The following is a 16,732-nucleotide window of genomic DNA, read 5'->3' as shown; positions in this document are numbered from 1 at the left end:
TATCCTACCGGCGTGGGTGCGATCCAGACCTCAGAATCCGACACCGCCGCTGCGGACGGGCGGTTTTCCGCTGCGCAGGACGAGCGATTCGCCGCCGAAGTGCGCGAGTGGCTGGAGGAGAACCTCAACGGAGACTTCCGCGAGCTGCGCGGCCTCGGCGGTCCCGGCCGCGAACACGAGGCGTTCGACGAACGCCTCGCCTGGGACCGGCACCTGGCCGCGGCCGGGTGGACCTGCCTGGGCTGGCCGAAGGAGTACGGCGGCCGCGAGGCCACGGTGCGCCAGCAGGTGATCTTCCACGAGGAGTACGCCAAGGCGAACGCGCCCGCGCGGGTGTCGCACGTCGGCGAGGAACTGCTCGGCCCGACCCTGCTCGCGTTCGGCACCCAGGCGCAGAAGGACCGGTTCCTACCGGGCATCCGCAATGTCAGCGAACTGTGGTGCCAGGGCTATTCGGAACCGGGCGCGGGCTCCGACCTGGCCGCGATCACCACCGCCGCGCACCTGGACGGCGACGAGTGGTCGATCAACGGGCAGAAGATCTGGACCTCGCTCGCGCACGTCGCGGACTGGTGCTTCGTCGTCGCCCGCACCGAGCGCGGGTCCGCCAGGCACAAGGGCCTGTCCTACCTGCTGGTCCCGATGAAGCAGCCGGGCATCGACGTGCGCCCGATCATCCAGCTGACCGGCACGTCGGAATTCAACGAAGTCTTCTTCGACAACGCCCGCACCGCGGCCGACCTGGTGGTCGGCGAGCCGGGTGACGGGTGGCGCATCGCCATGGGCACGCTCACCTTCGAGCGCGGCATCTCCACCTTGGGCCAGCAGATCCGGTTCGCCCGGGAGCTGGCCGACATCGAGGCATTGGCCCGCCGCACCGGCGCGGCCGACGACCCGCTGATCGCCGACCGGATCGATCGCGCCTGGGTCGGGCTGCGAGTGCTGCGCGCGCACGCCATGCGCACGATGGAAGGCGCGGGCGTGGACGACGGCGCGGGCCAGGCCTCGGTGGCGAAACTGCTCTGGGCCAATTGGCATCGCGGGCTCGGCGAGCTGGCGATGGCCGTGCTCGGCGCCCGCGGCCTGGTGGCGGGCGAGGACGATCTCAACGAATGGCAGCGGCTGTATCTGTTCACCCGCGCCGACACCATCTACGGAGGTTCGAACGAAGTGCAGCGCAACATCATCGCCGAGCGCGTGCTCGGCCTACCCCGCGAGGCGCGCCCATGAGCGGCCCGCTGTCGGTCGCCCCCGCGCCCGTCGCCGGGCACGGCCTGCTGACCGGGCGCGCCGCCGTGATCACCGCGGCCGCGGGCACCGGCATCGGCTCGGCCACCGCGCGCAGGCTGCTGGCCGAGGGCGCGGACGTGGTGGTCTCCGACTGGCACGAGCGGCGTCTGACGGAGACCGCGACCGAGCTGGCCGGCGAGTTCCCGGACCGGCGGGTCGCCTCGATCCCGTGCGACGTGCAGAGTACCGAACAGGTGAACGCGCTGGTCCGCGGTGCCGCCGAAGCGCTCGGCCGGATCGACGTCATGGTCAACAACGCCGGGCTCGGCGGGGAGACGCCCGTGGTCGACATGACCGACGAGCAGTGGGACCGAGTCCTCGACATCACCCTCAACGGCACCTTTCGCTGCACCCGCGCCGCGCTCGGCTACTTCCGCGACGCGGGTCACGGCGGCGTCATCGTGAACAACGCCAGCGTGCTGGGCTGGCGCGCGCAGCACGGTCAGGCGCACTACGCCGCGGCGAAAGCGGGCGTCATGGCGTTGACCCGATGCAGCGCGATCGAGGCCGCCGAACTCGGCGTGCGGATCAACGCGGTGGCCCCGAGCATCGCCAGGCACGCTTTCCTGGACAAGGTCAGCTCCACCGAGCTGCTCGACCACCTGTCGGAGCGGGAGGCGTTCGGCCGCGCGGCCGAGCCGTGGGAGGTCGCCGCGACGATCGCCATGCTGGCCAGCGACTACACCACCTACCTGACCGGCGAGGTGGTCTCGATCAGCAGCCAACGCGCCTGAGCCGCAGCGATTCCCGGGCTCGTCCGCGCCGCGCCGGGCGGACGAGCCGGCCCGGCGACCACCGAGCAGCCGGTCTCCCGCCGTCGCGGGCGAGTCCTCCCGCGCCGTATTGCGATCGCCTTCTCGCATCGCGCACGCCACCCGAAATGAGCGGCTGATCAGGTAGAAAAGGGCAAGCCGCGAGGGGTCGGGGTGTGCCATGCTGGATGAGATCGGATCCGCGCTCGACAAGGGGGCGATGGCTATGGGCCTGGATCGCCCACCTGCCCGCGAACAACTGGAACTCGATGTGGTGCGCGAAGTCGTGCTGGCCAGGCGACGGCTCGACAGCCTCGTCCTCTCGGCGCTCACCCTCGGCGCCGAACTCATCGAGCACACTTCCGCGAGGGCCGTCGCCACGGCCGCCATGCGCATTCTCGCGCAGCACGCCGTCGACGAGGGGGAGGTCGCCCGCGACCCGCGCCGCGCCTTGCGCGCCGATCTGGCGCGCGATCGCGAGCGTGCCCGGCGCATCGGCCTCAGCGCCGACGGTACGGAGACCGAGCAGGAGCGGCGCAGGCAGCGCCAGACCGCCCTGCTGTGCGAGGTGCGCTCGGATCTGCTCGCGGTGGTCGCGAAATGCCGGAAATTCCGCTTCGACCAGGTGACTTTCGCCGACGAGATCGCGCAGGGCCTGTGCGCGGCCACCGACAAGCTGGTGGTCGAGGCCGATATGGACGCCTACCACGCCTGGCAGCGCGGCATGGTGCTCAAGCTGAGCGAGGAACCCGTGCGCGGCGGCCCGCCACGGGTGATGGCCACGGTGGACGCCGGTCCGGATCGCGGTCAGCTCACCGTGGAATGGGACAGTTGCGAACGCCGTCTCGCGCTCGTCGCGCGAATGGCGCGGGCGGGCGTCTCGCCCGTGACCATCTGCGATCGCCTGCTGGCCGATCTGTCGGTCTCCTCGCCACTGCGCTACTCGGAGCGGTGAGCTCGACCAAGCAAATGCTTGGTTGTATGATGGCCGTGTGCCCGCAACAGACGCCTCTAAATCAGCTCGGCGCAGTGAGTTGCTCGCCCTGGCGGCCGAATTGTTCGCCGAGCGGGGATTGCGCGCCACCACGGTGCGCGACATCGCCGACGCGGCCGGAATCCTCTCGGGGAGCCTCTATCACCACTTCGATTCCAAAGAGTCGATGGTGGACGAGATCCTGCGCGGGTTCCTCGACGAGCTGTTCGGCCGCTATCGCGAGATCGTCGCCTCCGGCCTGAGCGCGCGAGACACCTTGGAAGCCTTGGTGCTCGCCTCCTACGAGTCGTTCGACCGCTGGCACGCCGCGGTGGCGATCTACCAGACCGAGGCGAAGCGACTGCGCGACTCGGAGCGGTTCACCTACATCGCCGACTACAACCGCGAATTCCGCGAGCTGTGGCACCGGGTGCTCACCAACGGTGTGCGGGACGGCGCCTTCCGGCCGGAACTCGACGTCGAACTGGCCTACCGCTTCCTGCGTGACACGGTCTGGGTCGCGGTGCGGTGGTACCGGCCGGGTGGGCCGATCACCGTCGAAAACCTCGCAAAGCAGTACCTGACCATCGTGCTCGACGGACTCACCGTCCCCGAGCGCACCACGTAGGAGTCCTTACATGTCAGCACCTTCCGCGTCCCGTCGTCCGTATGCCCCGCTGCGGGACGCCTACGTGATCGATGCGGTACGCACCCCCGTCGGCAAGCGCGGTGGCGCGCTGGCGAGCGTGCATCCGGCCGATCTGGGTGCGGCCGCGCTGCGCGGCCTGCTGGACCGCACCCCGATCGACCCGGGCGTCGTGGACGACGTCATCGTCGGTTGCGTCGACAATGTCGGCCCGCAGGCGGGCAATATCGGCCGCACCATGTGGTTGGCCGCCGGATATCCCGAAGAGGTTCCCGGCGTCACCGTGGACCGGCAGTGCGGATCCAGCCAGCAGGCCATCAATTTCGGCGCGCAGGCCATCATGAGCGGTACCGCCGAGGTGATCGTCGCCGGCGGCGTGCAGAACATGAGCGCGATCCCGATCTCCGCGGCCATGCTGGCGGGCAAGGAGTACGGCTTCGACACCCCGTTCGTCGGCGCGCAGGGCTGGGACCACCGCTACGGCACCGGTGAGGTGACACAGTTCCGCGCCGCCCAGCTGATCGCCGAGAAGTGGGGCATCAGCAGGGAAGAGATGGAGCGCTGGGCGCTGCGCAGCCACGAGCGGGCCCGCGACGCGATCAAGAACGGCCGCTTCGACAACGAGATCGTGCCGGTCGGCGACTTCTGGATCGACCAGGGTCCGCGCGAGACCAGCCTGGAGAAGATGGCTTCGCTGCCGCCCCTGGCCGAGGGCAGCCCGCTCACCGCCGCGGTGGCCAGCCAGATCTCCGACGGCGCCAGCGCCACCCTGCTCGCTTCGGAGTGGGCGGTGCAGGAGTACGGCTTGACCCCGCGAGCGCGCATCCACCATGTGAGCGCGCGCGGCGCGGACCCGATCTTCATGCTCACCGCCCCGATTCCGGCGACCAAGTGGGCGCTGGAGAAGACCGGCCTCACCATCGACGACATCGACGTGATCGAGATCAACGAGGCGTTCGCGCCGGTGGTGCTGTCCTGGCTGAAGGAGACCGGCGCGGACCCCGAGAAGGTGAACGTCAACGGCGGCGCCATCGCGCTGGGCCACCCGCTCGGTGCGACCGGTGCGAAACTGTTCGCCACGCTGCTCAACGAACTCGAGCGGATCGAGGGCCGTTACGGCCTGCTCACCATTTGTGAGGGCGGCGGCACCGCCAACGCGACCATCATCGAGCGCCTGCCCCGCTGACCGTCACCGAGCGGCACGTCGGCGAATTCGTGACGCCCGACGTGCCGCTCGGCATGCGCATCGTGGGTGCCGGGGGCTCAGTCGGATTGCACCTCATGGTCCGAGTGTCCTTGTGACGAAACGTCATTGATCACGCTCTGGCTCGCGGGGCCTCCGGTGGATTCGCTCCCTTCGTCTCCGCGGGCGTCCGGTTTCGCGTACGAGTCGGTCTCGTCGCCGCGGGCGGTCGGCTTGCCCTCGCTGCCCTTACCCTTGCCTTTTCCCTTGCCCTTCCCCTCGGACTTCCCTTTCCCTTTGCCCTTTCCCTTGCCTTCGCCTTCGTCGGCGCCACTCGCGTCGGAGGGTTGACCCTGCTCTTCGTCCTGCGCCAGGTAGGCGACCGGATCGCCGCCGATCGTCTCGCTCGTCGCGGGCTGCGCGACAAAACCCATCGTCAACGTGCCCGCGGCGACCGCCGCTGCCGTCACGATGGCCCGAACGGTTGTCTTTCCCACTGCCAAACCTCCCTGGTGATCGGTTTCGTCGGTGGAGCAGCGCGAAGTTAGCACCGGGAATGAGCCGCGCTTCCGGGCTCGCCGCGCCCGAATGCCCTCGTGACGAGGCCGACATCCCGCTGTGACGAATGCCGAGATGTCCGGACAATCCGCTATCGCTGCGACCGCAGGTATTCGTCGTGTTCGCGATCTTCGCGGTAGTAGCGCTGGGTCAGAGTGGTGAGCCGGTTGATCTCGGCCGCCATCGCGGAAGGTTCCAGCGGTTTGGCGACGATGGGGTCGCCGGTCTTGACGTAGTAGCGACCGTCCGCGTAATCCATCCACCAGAAGCCGCGTCCGAAGCTCGGGCGCGCGTCGAGGGCCGGACCAGCGAGCACCGTGATCTCACCGAGGCCGAGGCGTTCGCGTTTGAAGATTCGGTCCAGTTGCGCGACGACGCCGACCTCATACGGCTTGCGCACCGGCCGATCCCGGTCGGCGCTCACTTCTTCCCGCCGCGCTTCGATCGGCGGATGTGTGCCCGCAGGCATCTTGGGCAGCGCGGCCACCGCTTTCGCGGCCACTCGTTGCGCGGCGCAGAAACTCACGATCACGTCACCGCCGGTGTCCGGCGCGGTACCGGGAAGCTGGACCAGGGTGGCGCCGACCTGCCCGCGTACGGCCCCGTGGAAACGGAAGACGATCGACATGTCCGGGCCGCCTATCCCTTTGGACTCGACGCGCGCCTCCGGTTCCAGCAATACGTCGAGCGCCCGTTCCAGTTCGACGGCGTATCGCCCGAGTAGCGCGTCCACCGCCTCCTCGCGCTGACGCTTCAGATCGGCGAAATCCATCTCCTCCGGCCGGTATTGCAGCGGGTAGGGCAGGCGGTCGCGACCGTAGGCTGCCCAGAGGATTTCGAATTCCTGCCCGGTGAAGCGCCAGTCAGCCATTCGGGTTGTCTCCGATGACCGGAGGGACGGACTTCGGCAAGGAGTCCAGACCGATGAGTTCCTCGCCGTTGTTCTGGTTGATCAGGTAGTCCTTGACGCCGGAGGTCTCCCGCTCGTCGTCCTTGCCGCGAGTCCCCATTCCGGGGGCCATGCCGGTCGTGCCGGCCGCGCCGGATCGAGCCGCCTGGCTGCCGGTTGCCGTGGCGGCCGGAAGGGCGTTCGGCTGCTGTGGACCGGCGGGAACGTTGCGGCCCGGCACCGGCGCGGCGGTGGAATTCGGCGTACCGGGACTGCTCGGGCTGCCGGATCGCCGGGGAGTGCTCGGGCTCGTGGTGCCGGGTCGGCCCGGTGCGGCGGTAGTGATGTTCGGGCTCGGTGTGGTGGTGCTGCTCGGCGTCGTCGACGGGGTGGTCGAGGTAGTCGGTTGCACGCTGGTCGGCTGGTCCAACCCAGCCGGGGTGACCGACTGAGGCGTGGTGTCTGCGGGGTCGGTCCGGGGCGAATCCTGCGGGTCACCCTCGGACGGTTCGGTGGACTCCGGCTCCGCGCCTGCGGGATCGACCGAGTCGGAAGACTCTTGTGGCGCGGTGGAATTCGAGCTACCAGGTGACGACGGACCTGGCTGCCCGCTATCCGCCACGATCTGCGGAGCGGTCGGCAGGACAGGCACGCCGTGGTCGGTTTGAGTGGCGACCTGCCCGTACACCGTGCGAAGGATCCGCCGCGCTTCCTGCGTGGCCTCCTCCTCGGTGTAATCACCCGCCTTCATGACGCCGTCCTGCGGCAACGTCTTACCCATCAGGTCCGGGCGTTCGGTGGCCTGCGGCATCAGCGCCTGCGTCTGCTCGAGACCGGTATGCATCTCCGACAGCTTGAAACTCACCAGACAAGCGGCATCGGCCAGGTTCCCCGACTGATTGCGGTAGTTCGTGACCGCCTCGGCCGCCGCCTTGCCGGATTGCCCCGTCCACCCCGGATTCGTGCCGTCACCGGTCACGGTGCGGCTGAACTGCTCGTTGAACGCCTGAATCGCCCCGGTCAGGTTCATCCCGATGTTCAGCCAAGCCTCGGACGCCTCCCGCACCGTCCCCGGCCGCATCGCGTTCACGGCATCGACCATCTGCGCCAACGTCATACTGTCGTAGTTGTCTGGCCCGGGAATCCGCGGCGGCTCGTATTCCCCCTGAAACGACGTGCCCAACCGACCGGTGAAGTCGTAGATCGTGTCGCGCTCCCGATTCCACTGCTCCTGCGCGGTGATGATCCGGTTCCGGTACTCGTCGTAGGTCATGGTTGGGCGTCCAGACCGGTGAGCTGGTCGGCCCTGGACTGATCCAGCTCCACGAAGTTCGCGATTGCTTTGGCGACAACCTCTTTCACGATCTTCACCGCGTCGATGTGCTGCATGAGGACGGCGTCCAGAGATTGTTCCGTACCGCTCGACTTCAGCCTGAACTTCTCTTGTAGCGCAACCCCGGACGGGAACGGGCCGAACCCGGTGACATCGATGAGCCGGTCAGCCATCCGCATGATTCCGTCGAGGCGGTCGAGGTAGTTATCACACGCTGTATCCAAACCTTTGCCGACATCAGGATGCAGCATCAACTCGCCCGCGTTCGCCTGGTCCAGTAGTCCGCGCCATTCCGCCGGATCGACCCCTATGGCCATCACCCCTCCTCAGTTCGCGGGCAGGTACCGCACCAGGTCGTCGGCGTGACGACCAGCCTCCTGGCAAGGCTCGCCTTGCTTTCCGATCGAATAGCGCGTCGTAACCTTGAAAATGACTGTTCCGTGCGCATTTTCGACCGCGACACTGCATTTGAGTCGCTTGCTGTCACCGACGTCCAGGTATTGCAGGGCGCGGTGCGAGCCCACCGTCAAGGGCGTGAACGATTCCTTGTCCTGGCGTTGGCGAACTTCGTCCAGAGCGAAGGCTCCGGACAGTACGCCGAGGTCATACCAGCGTGCTGCTGCCTGCCAGCCACAAACCTTCCACCCGGTGAAGTCCACTCCGGCGACATCTTTCTCTCTGGTCGCTTGATTGAGACCGGTGCCGGAAATGGCTGATTCAGGCAACGTGCACGGATCCCACAGAGCCGCGTCGGGGTCACCGGTCTTCGACGTCGACGTCGAGGCGGCGGCCACGGGGGTGGTTGCCGTTGGCGTGGGTATGTCCGTGGCGTCATTGCATCCCACGGCAACAAGAGTGGCACCGAGCGCGAGCGCGGCACCACGCAGAAACTTCCCCCAGCTCGTCATCGGTTCCTCACCGCCGGTGCCGTAACGCATCGACGGGGGCCGGACCGGCTTATCCGCCCCCTGCAAGCTGGGATCGACGCTACTGGCCGGTCCCCACGGGTGCAACCAGGTCGGTGCTGATTCACGCCATCGCAATTGTGAAGTTGTGCAACGCACCTCACCAGCCGCGATCGCGTGGAACGGTGAGAGACTCATGCCCTCAGCGCGGTCTACGACTTGGCCGGGCAACCGTCTCCGATGCGGGTATCGCAGCAGGCGGCATCAGCTCCAACCTGCGCGATAGGCGAGTTCCCCGATACGACTCCGCGTGAGTTCGGTGGTTTGTGTCCGGGCTCGGCCGACCAGCTGGGAGCCGTACCGTGCTACGGCCCGCCCGGCAGGCGGCGTTGTCCCGTCCCCACTTCGTCCTTCAAGTCTTCGTAGCCGACCGCCAGTTCGGCCAGGCGTTCCCATGCGTCGCCGAGGACCCAATTCGAGCTGCTTGCCAACGCCGCGTAAGCGAGTGCGGTGTACTCGGCGAGGCGGTCTACCACCGAGCCGACCGTCTCGGTGTGGACGCGGGCCGCGCCGAGAGAGGGTCGTAGCTGGGCAGTGACCCAGCGGTCGATGTCGCGGACCAGTCGGGCGCGGCATTGATCGATCGACTCGGCTTGCGCCAGTCCGGCGGAGAGGCGGCTTTCGTGTAGTGCGGTGAGGTCTCGAGCTGCGGTCAAGAGGGGATGGTCGTCTCGAGCGTCGCCGCGACAGGCGGCCAACAGGCGGTGTTTGGGGGGTAGAGGTTCCGGTGTCATCGCGCGCCGCCGGGGGAGGGCCGGTCCATCCGCGGATGGGCGATATGGCGAAGCGAGAAGGTCACGCGCTCAAACCCTTTCCGGATTCGCCGTTCGCCACCGTGTGCCGGTTTCGCGGGTGTCGAGTGGACGCTCCGAGTGCCAGCCGCCGGATCGACGCCAGGACCAACTGGCCGGACGGACGGTACGCGGAGCGCGGAGGTTCGATCCAATGGCGGAACAAGGCACATCGGTCGGTGGGGGAAGGGAGCGCGATCTCACCGCCCGCACGCACTATCGAGACGTCGAGGCGGAACATTTCCGCGAACAGGCTGTCGTCGTTCGGCAGATCGGGACGCACCAAGTAACTCCACCGTTGGGAACGCGGATGGGACATGATCGGGCCGATATCGTGCCCACGGCGCTGTAAGTCGATCTTCACGAGTTGCCCCAGGTGGGCGGGCGTCATCAGCGCCCAGACGATTCCGGCCCGAATCACGATGCGGCCCAACTCGGGTGGGTCGACGATCGCGGGCAGGCCGCACACCTGCCGGTAATACCGGCAGCGGGACACAGGCGTGTCCCCGAACTCCGATTGGTTCATTTCCAGACCTCTGCGCGAGTCGGTGAGCTAGGGTGCGCCCAGCCCTGGAAGTCGGCAGAACCCAGGGGCGGGGGCGTGGTGGGAGATCGGGGTGGCCCCCTACTGGGCGCGAAGTCAGCAAAACACCTTTGACCTGCGCGGAGTTCGAAGTCTGGGTTTCCCAGCCGAACTCGGCCGAAGGTCCAGAGCAAATCCCGTGCCGGGTCGTAGTCGTCACCCGGTACGGGTCGAATTCGCATGAGGAAGGGGACCACTGTGACCGATACCGGCTCGACCCTGCCGAGGCGCCAGTTGGGGCGTTATCTGCGGGAGGCGCGGACGGAGCTGGACATGTCGCTCGAACGAATGGCGGATCTGACAGATCTGAGTTCGTCAGGGCTGCAACGACTCGAAACCGGCCAACCGACGCGGATGAAAGTGCGTGACTTGCATGCGATTTGCGAAGTGCTCGGCCTGTCCGAAGAGATGGCCGCAGCGATGATCGGACTATTGCGGCAGAGTGCGGAGCCGAACTGGTGGCACGAATACGGCAATCTGATTCCCGCAACCTTTGATGTATATGTCGGACTCGAGACGGCAGCACAGAAGTTGACCACCTACCAGCCCTCCCTAGTGCCGGGTCTGCTTCAGACAGCTGATTACGCCGCAGCGCTGATCCAGGCTGGTACGCCAGAAGAAAGCCGCGCCGAACTGAGGCGGCGCGTGGAACTGCGGATGAAACGCCAGACGATCGTCACAAGGAAACGGCGGCCGATCGTGCTGGAGGTCCTGCTGCATGAGTGCGCTCTTCGAAGCACCGTCGGGGACCACCGTGTCATGGCGGCGCAGCTTCATTACCTGGCCGAGATCGGAAAGATGCTGAACGTGACCATACGAGTGCTGCCGTTCGGCGCGGGTGCACCGGTAGGTCATCCCGTAGGGCAATACGCGATCCTCGAGTTCGGGGACGCTTCAGATGGCAGGTCGGTGGAACCTCCGGTTGTGTACTTGGAGACCTTCACCGGTTGCATGTATCTCGAAAAGCCAGAAGACATCCGGCGGTACGATCGAGTGCACGATTGTCTCCGGCGGGCCTCGTTGGACGAGGCTTCTAGTAGAAGCCTGCTCCGGCAGGTGGCGAAGGAGTTACAGGCATGACTGCTGACCTATCCAAGGCCGATTGGTTCAAGAGCAGCCACAGTGCGACTCAAGCGGATTGTGTCGAGGTCGCCTTCCTCGCAGACGGTCTCGTCGGGGTGCGGGATTCGAAGAACACAGCCGGCCCGGCGCTTGTGTTCCCGCCTCGCGCATGGGACACGTTCACCGAGAGCTTCGTCTCTGGTGAGACTGGCCGGCGCTAGGCGTCACTTTCCTGTCAGTGAACGAAGGGGTCGAGTGTGAAAGCGGAGATGGTCGAGGCCCGGTGGTTCAAGAGCAGCCACAGCGGCACCCATTCTGATTGCGTCGAAGTCGCTTTCCTGGTTAGACACCAGATTGGCGTGCGGGACTCCAAGAATCCGACCGGACCCGCGCTCGTCTTCGGGACCAACGATTGGGATGCCTTCACTGCGGCGGTCCGGTCTGGGGAGTTCGCTTCATAGCAAGCTTGAACGGATAGACCTGGACGGACTTCGGTCAGCGGAGCGATGCCTCAGAATCCGGGCGGTTCTGGGGCATCGGCTTCTGCGGGCGCGGTAGCGCGGCTCACGGCACGGCAGTTGACGACTCCTAGCGGTGTCCGTTGGGGTCGCGCATGTAGGCCCCTCGTCCCCTCGGGAATGTGATCCGTCGACGTCTGCCGTTTGAGGCCGTTCGCGGCGAAGTACCGAGTCCTTCCGCGCGTTCCGGCGGCGGGTGCACGGATCTTCGCGCTCGCATGGGCAGTGCGTTCCGATGCCCACTTTGTCCCTGCGACCAGGACGAACATCATGTCAGTGGCCGTGTCAGGTCAGTATCAGTCCGGTATCAGCCGGTCTGGCGACAGTACTCACATGAACAGCGCAGCGAACATCAGCAGCACAGCGAACGACTCGACCTGGACCGGCAGGGTGCCGGTGGACGACACGGCCCTTGCCGTGACCGACACCGGCGGCCCCGGCCGTCCCATCGTCTACCTGAACGGCGCCTACGCCAGCCAGCAGCCCTGGCGGCCCGTGATCGCCGAACTCGGCAGCGGCTACCGGCACATCACCTTCGACGAGCGGGCTCGCGGCAAGTCGAAGCGGTCGGCGGATTACTCCTTCGAGGCGTCCCTGCGGGATGTCGATGCCGTGCTCGCGGCGCGGGGCGTGGACCGGCCGCTGCTCGTGGGCTGGTCCTACGGCGGAATCCTCGCGTGGCACTGGGCCGACCGGAACCCGGATCGCATCCTGGGTGTGGTGACCGTGGACTCCGCGCCATACGGCTTGACCGGCGAGGAGGGCCGGGAACGGATCCGGAAGCTCTTCCACAAGATGCGGTTCGTGCTGCCGCTGGCGCGCCCGTTCGGCTTGGCCGCGCGGATGACCGCGGCCCAGCACGCCGAGGTCGGCATCGATGCCAACGAGGTCGCCGCCGCCAGCGTGCCGGTTCTCGAGCGCCTGACCTGCCCGGTGCGCTTCGTCCTGGCCACGGGCAACAGCCTCGGGAGCGAGGACGGGGAGATGGAACAGGTGCGGGCCTCACTCGATCCGGTGCTCGCGCACAACCCGAACGTGAAGGTGAGTGCGAAGGTCGCGAGCAACCACTCGCACATTCTGCGCAAGGACTTCCGAGCCGTCGCCGAAGCCGTACGGGAGACCGCGGCCGCCCACATTCAGCAGGTCCATTGAGCCATGACTGCCGAGCGTACGATCCGGCCGGGCGGCGGCGTCGAGCCGCAGCCCGCCACCATCCATCCGCCGATCGACAATTTCGACAGGCGTCACGCGAGCCGGATGCAGACGAACCGCGGGATCGCCGCCTGCTGTAGCGGCGGCCTCGTTGCCATCCCGGTCGAGTGGCCCGACCTGCTCACCGGAGGCCGCTCCATCGACACGGTGACCTGTTCGAGGCGCGGGGTGATTTCAACGAAACCGAAACCTGGTACCACCCCGCCCTCGACACCGACCGTGCATACATCCTGGGCAGATTCGACCCCTTGCTCGAGAAACGCGGGGACCTCGATGACGCCGAATTCGAAGTTCTACGTATCCGGAAATATTCGTAACATTCGACTGTTCTTCGAAAGCGCTCCGTGTCAAGGGTTCGACGGCCAATGGGTGTCGGAACCGGGATGTGGGCTGCTACCCGTCGACGGTGTAGGTGCCGATGAGTCGGCCGTCTCCCATGCTGGCGTCGACGATGGCGGATCTGGCGTCGGCCGGTGCGGTCTGGGAGTCGACCCGTACGGGGTGGGAGAGGGCGTACACGATGAAGCGGTAGTGGTGGGTGCCGGTTCCCGCGGGTGGGCACGGGCCGAAGTATTCGGCTCGGTCGGCGCTGTTCAAGCTGACCACCCCGCCCGCGGGCGTCTGCCCCTCTTCTGTGGACGTGGTGGCCGGTGGGATATTGCTGACCACCCAGTGGGTGAACAGGCCGCTGGGGGCGTCGGGATCGTCCACGATGAGGGCGAGACCGGCGGCCTGCTGGGGAGCTGTCCAGGCCAGCGGGGGCGATTCGTTTCTGCCCTCGCAGGTGTAGACCGCCGGGATCGGATCGCCGTGGTTGAAAGCGGTACTACGCACCGAGATCTCGGTCTTCGCGGGCATCGCGGCCTCCGCTCGGGTCGAGGATGGGAGTCGAGTCCTGCGATTCGCCTGTCCCGGTCCGTGTGGACGAGTCCGGCGCGCTACGGCGGCGGATACCAGGCGAACCCGGTATGTCGTTGTCAGTCCAGCGTAAGCCGACGAGGCCCGACCGACCAGGCTCGGCCGCAAACACGCCGTTACCGGCGGGCGGACTTCCGGCGAGGCCGTCTTCCATGCTCTCGCGCCGGATCGATCGCCCTGCTCGAACTCAGTACTCGTTCCGCGTGAGCATGAATCGCCCGGGTGGCTGCCGTTCGCAAGGTCGAGGCACGCGCCGTTGTTTCCGGTCGGTTCGAGATGAGTCGTCAGGCGGATAGCAGATGACGGCGGCCGCCATCGCGGCCGCCGTTCATCAGTCCGACCCCGTCGCCGCCGCATGTTTCGTTCCGGCGAGCGCCGCGATCGTCTCGATCCGCCCCACCGCGTCGGTGACGATCCTGTCGATCAACTCCTTGCACGTCGGCAGGTCGTCGATGATCCCGGTCACCTGACCCGCGGCGAGCACGCCCGCCTGGGTATTGCCCTCGACCAATCCGGCGCGCAACAGCATCGGCGTGTTCGCGGCCATCACGACCTGGGACCAGCTGAGGTCTTTGGTCTTTCGCATGGCCAGGCCGTCGCGAATCATGGTCGACCACTTCATGCCGGTCATGCTCTTGAACCGGGCCGCGTTGCCCACGGCGGCGGTGAGCCCGCGCCAGCGGCCCGAATGCTCCAGCCGCTGCACCAATTCGGTGTTCAGCACGCGGTGCGGCATGCCGTCGACCTTGAGTGACACCACCGTGTCCTGGAGCTGTCGCCGCAGGTACTCCTGCTTGACCGCGTCGGGAACGGTGCTCTCCTGGGTGAGCAGGAACCGGGTGCCCATCGCGACACCCGCCGCGCCGTAGGCCAGGGCGGCGGCCAGGCCGCGCCCGTCGAAGAACCCGCCCGCCGCGACGACGGGGATGTCCACCGCGTCCAGCACGGAGGGCAGCAGCAGGGTGGTGGCGACCGGGCCGGTGTGCCCGCCGCCCTCTCCACCCTGCACGATCACCGCGTCCGCGCCCCAGGACGCCACTTTGACCGCGTGCTTGGCCGCGCCGATGGACGGGATGACCACCACGCCCGCGTCTTTCAACTTCGCGATCAGATCCTGCTTGGGCGCGAGCGCGAATGACGCGACCGCCACCTTCTCCCGGATCAGCAGATCGATCCGCTCGGGCGCGTCCGCCGCGTCGGCGCGGATATTCACGCCGAACGGCTTCGCGGTGTGCGATTTGGTCTTCGCGATGGCCGCCTCGAGCTCGGCGAAGGTCATGGTGGCGGAGGCGAGGATGCCGAGCCCGCCCGCTTCGGCGGTGGCCGACACCAGGCTCGGGCCCGCGACCCAGCCCATGCCGGTCTGCACGATCGGGTGTTCGATGCCGACCAGATCGGTCAGCGCGGTGCGCAGGCGCGGGCTCATGACGGGACCTCGGTTTCGCGAATCTTCTCGGGGTCGAGCACCTCCCGGATCAGCCGCAGCTCCTCGGCGCTGGGCTGCCTGGTCTCGCCCGCCTCGGCGAGACCGGCGATCTCGAACGAGGTGTTCTCGGCGACCTCGTCGGCGGTGACGCCGGGATGCAGGCTGCGGGCGCGCATGGTGTGGCCGGGGCCCTCGAAATCGAAGACGCCCAGATTGGTCACCACGCGGTGCAGGTGGTGGAAGCGGTACGCCGGGTTGGCGGCGTCGACCTTGTCGTAGCCCACACCGGAGACGATGTCGACACTGTCTGTGAAGACGCGATTCGTGTGCCGCGCGACCCAGTAGCTGGTGGCGTGGTTGATCGTGTTGCCCGGCGCGCCGCGCACACCGAACATCTGCCGGGTCGGCTGCTGGAGCGAGCCGAACGCCGAAAGGTTCTGGTTGCCGAACCGGTCGATCTGGTTGGCGCCCATCACCACGTGCCGCCGGCCGGAGGCCACCACGTCGAAGACCCTACGGAACGGAATCCAGCCTTCGATCGGTGCCTTTCCACCCAGCGGGGGCGTGTCGGCGAACAGCAGCGCCTCGCCGTCGGACAGCAGCAGATCCGGTTCGGTGGTGAGTTTGGCCAGGCGCGCGCCGATGATCGACATCGGCGACATCGGGCTGGCCATGATCTCCCCTGCGCCGCTGAAGATCTCGGCGCAGGCGACGGCGCAGATCTCGGCGCGGGTGACGGTTTCGGTGCTGGTCATCACGCCTCCTCGGCGAATCGGCGGACGGCGGCCTGGTACTGCTCCTCGGAGCCGGCCAGGTAGGTGTCGACGAACCGCTGCCACGCCTCCGGCGTCTTCGCGGATTCGACATAGTGCTTCTGGAACTTCTCGTCCCGGCCGTAGTCGTCTCCGGCCAGGGTGAAGTGCGCGCCACCCGGCGCCTCGACAACGCCGTCCACCATCATGCGGTTGAGCAGCAGCGCTTGCAGCGGAACGGTTTTCACCAGCTCATCGGTCTCCACCACGCGCTCGACCGAGACGTAGCGGCGCTGCGCGGCCAGGCAGAACAGGTCGTCGAAATACGGGTCGACGCCGGTGTAGGCGGCGTTGCCGTGCGCGTCGCCCAGGTTCAGGTGCACCAGCGCGGCATCGAGATTCAGCGCGGGCATGGCGATCAGAGTCTCGGGCGCGCCGTCGACGGGGTAGGGCGATTCGACCGTCTTCAGCTCGCCCTCCCAGAAGTTCGGCACATCGGAGCCGAGTCCGGCGCGGATCGGCAGGAACGGCAGTCGCGCCGCGGCCGCCTCCAGCCCGCACTTGAGCATGCCCTCGTCCATCTCGCGGGCGGTCAACGCGCCGGAGGTGCGCGCCTTGGCGAACCACGGGTCGTAGAACGGCGGCGAATCCAGCGACACGAAGCCGTAGTACGCCTTGCGAACCTTCCCCGCCGAGCACAGCAGCCCGAGGTCGGGCCCGCCATAGCCGACCACGGTCAGATCCGTGATGTCCGAACGCAGGATGGCTCGCACCAGCGCCATCGGCTTGCGCCGTGACCCCCAGCCGCCGATGCCGATGGTCATCCCGCTGCGCAGCTCGCCGACGACCTCGTCGAGCGACATCCGCTTGTCTCGCATGGA

At 67.4% G+C, this 16,732-nt stretch carries 20 protein-coding genes; 9 read left to right on the top strand and 11 right to left on the bottom strand.

The features are described 5' to 3' along the window. The first annotated feature begins 12 nt into the window (after positions 1–12). From ABZ420_RS10375 to ABZ420_RS10355, 5 genes are all read left to right on the top strand, one after another. Positions 13–1,230, top strand: a complete 1,218-nt coding sequence (locus ABZ420_RS10375) for an acyl-CoA dehydrogenase family protein (RefSeq protein ID WP_357119827.1) — start codon at positions 13–15, stop codon at positions 1,228–1,230. Beyond that, positions 1,227–2,024, top strand: coding sequence for an SDR family oxidoreductase (locus ABZ420_RS10370; RefSeq protein ID WP_357119824.1), 798 nt, complete (start codon positions 1,227–1,229; stop codon positions 2,022–2,024). The genes ABZ420_RS10375 and ABZ420_RS10370 overlap by 4 nt, the downstream gene beginning before the upstream one ends. A gap of 199 nt (positions 2,025–2,223) precedes the next feature. Next, positions 2,224–2,997 carry a hypothetical protein gene (locus ABZ420_RS10365; RefSeq protein ID WP_357119821.1) on the top strand — a complete coding sequence of 258 codons (774 nt, stop codon included), beginning with the start codon at positions 2,224–2,226 and terminating at the stop codon, positions 2,995–2,997. A gap of 37 nt (positions 2,998–3,034) precedes the next feature. After that, the gene (locus tag ABZ420_RS10360) at positions 3,035–3,643 is read left to right on the top strand and encodes a TetR/AcrR family transcriptional regulator (RefSeq protein ID WP_040864602.1); all 609 of its coding nucleotides are present in this window, start codon (positions 3,035–3,037) and stop codon (positions 3,641–3,643) included. 49 nt (positions 3,644–3,692) lie between these two features. Then, entirely contained in the window at positions 3,693–4,847 is a 1,155-nt protein-coding gene (locus ABZ420_RS10355) for an acetyl-CoA C-acetyltransferase (protein ID WP_040864694.1), read from the top strand. Positions 4,848–4,924: 77 nt separating this feature from the next. On the opposite strand, the gene ABZ420_RS10350 is transcribed toward ABZ420_RS10355, so the two are convergent. The 7 genes from ABZ420_RS10350 to ABZ420_RS10320 all read right to left on the bottom strand — a co-directional run bounded on the left by ABZ420_RS10350 (position 4,925) and on the right by ABZ420_RS10320 (position 9,906). Beyond that, positions 4,925–5,341 carry a hypothetical protein gene (locus ABZ420_RS10350; RefSeq protein ID WP_357119817.1) on the bottom strand — a complete coding sequence of 139 codons (417 nt, stop codon included), beginning with the start codon at positions 5,339–5,341 and terminating at the stop codon, positions 4,925–4,927. Positions 5,342–5,493: 152 nt separating this feature from the next. Next, entirely contained in the window at positions 5,494–6,273 is a 780-nt protein-coding gene (locus ABZ420_RS10345; protein ID WP_357119814.1) for an ESX secretion-associated protein EspG, read from the bottom strand. Next, positions 6,266–7,564 carry a hypothetical protein gene (locus ABZ420_RS10340; RefSeq protein ID WP_357119811.1) on the bottom strand — a complete coding sequence of 433 codons (1,299 nt, stop codon included), beginning with the start codon at positions 7,562–7,564 and terminating at the stop codon, positions 6,266–6,268. The genes ABZ420_RS10345 and ABZ420_RS10340 overlap by 8 nt, the downstream gene beginning before the upstream one ends. Next, the gene (locus tag ABZ420_RS10335) at positions 7,561–7,941 is read right to left on the bottom strand and encodes a hypothetical protein (RefSeq protein ID WP_357119808.1); all 381 of its coding nucleotides are present in this window, start codon (positions 7,939–7,941) and stop codon (positions 7,561–7,563) included. The genes ABZ420_RS10340 and ABZ420_RS10335 overlap by 4 nt, the downstream gene beginning before the upstream one ends. Positions 7,942–7,950: 9 nt before the next feature. Next, positions 7,951–8,562 carry a DUF3558 domain-containing protein gene (locus ABZ420_RS10330; protein ID WP_357119805.1) on the bottom strand — a complete coding sequence of 204 codons (612 nt, stop codon included), beginning with the start codon at positions 8,560–8,562 and terminating at the stop codon, positions 7,951–7,953. 332 nt (positions 8,563–8,894) lie between these two features. Continuing rightward, entirely contained in the window at positions 8,895–9,245 is a 351-nt protein-coding gene (locus ABZ420_RS10325; protein ID WP_245676341.1) for a DUF4254 domain-containing protein, read from the bottom strand. Between the two features lie 139 nt (positions 9,246–9,384). Continuing rightward, positions 9,385–9,906, bottom strand: a complete 522-nt coding sequence (locus tag ABZ420_RS10320; protein WP_357119801.1) for a DNA-directed RNA polymerase subunit beta — start codon at positions 9,904–9,906, stop codon at positions 9,385–9,387. 255 nt (positions 9,907–10,161) lie between these two features. Between ABZ420_RS10320 and ABZ420_RS10315 the strand changes: the two genes are divergently transcribed. From ABZ420_RS10315 to ABZ420_RS10300, 4 genes are all read left to right on the top strand, one after another. After that, positions 10,162–11,043, top strand: a complete 882-nt coding sequence (locus ABZ420_RS10315) for a helix-turn-helix transcriptional regulator (protein ID WP_357119798.1) — start codon at positions 10,162–10,164, stop codon at positions 11,041–11,043. After that, positions 11,040–11,246 (top strand): DUF397 domain-containing protein, encoded by a 207-nt coding sequence (locus ABZ420_RS10310; RefSeq protein WP_357119795.1) that lies wholly within the window; start codon positions 11,040–11,042, stop codon positions 11,244–11,246. The genes ABZ420_RS10315 and ABZ420_RS10310 overlap by 4 nt, the downstream gene beginning before the upstream one ends. Positions 11,247–11,294: 48 nt before the next feature. Next, positions 11,295–11,486 carry a DUF397 domain-containing protein gene (locus ABZ420_RS10305; RefSeq protein ID WP_357119991.1) on the top strand — a complete coding sequence of 64 codons (192 nt, stop codon included), beginning with the start codon at positions 11,295–11,297 and terminating at the stop codon, positions 11,484–11,486. A 390-nt stretch (positions 11,487–11,876) separates the two neighbouring features. Next, the gene (locus tag ABZ420_RS10300; protein ID WP_357119792.1) at positions 11,877–12,695 is read left to right on the top strand and encodes an alpha/beta hydrolase; all 819 of its coding nucleotides are present in this window, start codon (positions 11,877–11,879) and stop codon (positions 12,693–12,695) included. 453 nt (positions 12,696–13,148) lie between these two features. Here ABZ420_RS10300 and ABZ420_RS10295 read toward each other — a convergent pair whose 3' ends face one another. The 4 genes from ABZ420_RS10295 to ABZ420_RS10280 form a co-directional block, all read right to left on the bottom strand. Beyond that, positions 13,149–13,613 carry a YbhB/YbcL family Raf kinase inhibitor-like protein gene (locus ABZ420_RS10295; protein WP_357119789.1) on the bottom strand — a complete coding sequence of 155 codons (465 nt, stop codon included), beginning with the start codon at positions 13,611–13,613 and terminating at the stop codon, positions 13,149–13,151. Positions 13,614–14,004: 391 nt separating this feature from the next. Beyond that, on the bottom strand, positions 14,005–15,099 hold the full coding sequence (locus ABZ420_RS10290; protein ID WP_357119786.1) for a nitronate monooxygenase: 1,095 nt from the start codon (positions 15,097–15,099) through the stop codon (positions 14,005–14,007). Then, positions 15,096–15,854, bottom strand: coding sequence for a CoA-transferase (locus ABZ420_RS10285; protein ID WP_357119783.1), 759 nt, complete (start codon positions 15,852–15,854; stop codon positions 15,096–15,098). The genes ABZ420_RS10290 and ABZ420_RS10285 overlap by 4 nt, the downstream gene beginning before the upstream one ends. Beyond that, positions 15,854–16,729 carry a CoA-transferase gene (locus ABZ420_RS10280; RefSeq protein WP_357119780.1) on the bottom strand — a complete coding sequence of 292 codons (876 nt, stop codon included), beginning with the start codon at positions 16,727–16,729 and terminating at the stop codon, positions 15,854–15,856. The genes ABZ420_RS10285 and ABZ420_RS10280 overlap by 1 nt, the downstream gene beginning before the upstream one ends. Positions 16,730–16,732: the final 3 nt, after the last annotated feature.

Source organism: Nocardia sp. NPDC005745 (genome assembly GCF_040630775.1).
In the GTDB taxonomy this organism is placed as follows: Bacteria; Actinomycetota; Actinomycetes; order Mycobacteriales; family Mycobacteriaceae; genus Nocardia.
The sequence above is the reverse complement of the archived record's forward strand: the minus strand, read 5'-3'. Positions and strand labels throughout refer to the sequence as shown.

Bases quoted from the DNA above. Each gene is read 5' to 3' on its own strand.
- ABZ420_RS10370 (WP_357119824.1), top strand. From the start codon at position 1,227: ATGAGCGGCCCGCTGTCGGTCGCCCCCGCGCCCGTCGCCGGGCACGGC.
- ABZ420_RS10365 (WP_357119821.1), top strand. From the start codon at position 2,224: ATGCTGGATGAGATCGGATCCGCGCTCGACAAGGGGGCGATGGCTATG.
- ABZ420_RS10345 (WP_357119814.1), bottom strand. From the start codon at position 6,273: ATGGCTGACTGGCGCTTCACCGGGCAGGAATTCGAAATCCTCTGGGCA.
- ABZ420_RS10340 (WP_357119811.1), bottom strand. From the start codon at position 7,564: ATGACCTACGACGAGTACCGGAACCGGATCATCACCGCGCAGGAGCAG.
- ABZ420_RS10335 (WP_357119808.1), bottom strand. From the start codon at position 7,941: ATGGCCATAGGGGTCGATCCGGCGGAATGGCGCGGACTACTGGACCAG.
- ABZ420_RS10330 (WP_357119805.1), bottom strand. From the start codon at position 8,562: ATGCGTTACGGCACCGGCGGTGAGGAACCGATGACGAGCTGGGGGAAG.
- ABZ420_RS10320 (WP_357119801.1), bottom strand. From the start codon at position 9,906: ATGAACCAATCGGAGTTCGGGGACACGCCTGTGTCCCGCTGCCGGTAT.
- ABZ420_RS10310 (WP_357119795.1), top strand. From the start codon at position 11,040: ATGACTGCTGACCTATCCAAGGCCGATTGGTTCAAGAGCAGCCACAGT.
- ABZ420_RS10305 (WP_357119991.1), top strand. From the start codon at position 11,295: ATGGTCGAGGCCCGGTGGTTCAAGAGCAGCCACAGCGGCACCCATTCT.
- ABZ420_RS10300 (WP_357119792.1), top strand. From the start codon at position 11,877: ATGAACAGCGCAGCGAACATCAGCAGCACAGCGAACGACTCGACCTGG.
- ABZ420_RS10295 (WP_357119789.1), bottom strand. From the start codon at position 13,613: ATGCCCGCGAAGACCGAGATCTCGGTGCGTAGTACCGCTTTCAACCAC.
- ABZ420_RS10290 (WP_357119786.1), bottom strand. From the start codon at position 15,099: ATGAGCCCGCGCCTGCGCACCGCGCTGACCGATCTGGTCGGCATCGAA.
- ABZ420_RS10285 (WP_357119783.1), bottom strand. From the start codon at position 15,854: ATGACCAGCACCGAAACCGTCACCCGCGCCGAGATCTGCGCCGTCGCC.
- ABZ420_RS10280 (WP_357119780.1), bottom strand. From the start codon at position 16,729: ATGCGAGACAAGCGGATGTCGCTCGACGAGGTCGTCGGCGAGCTGCGC.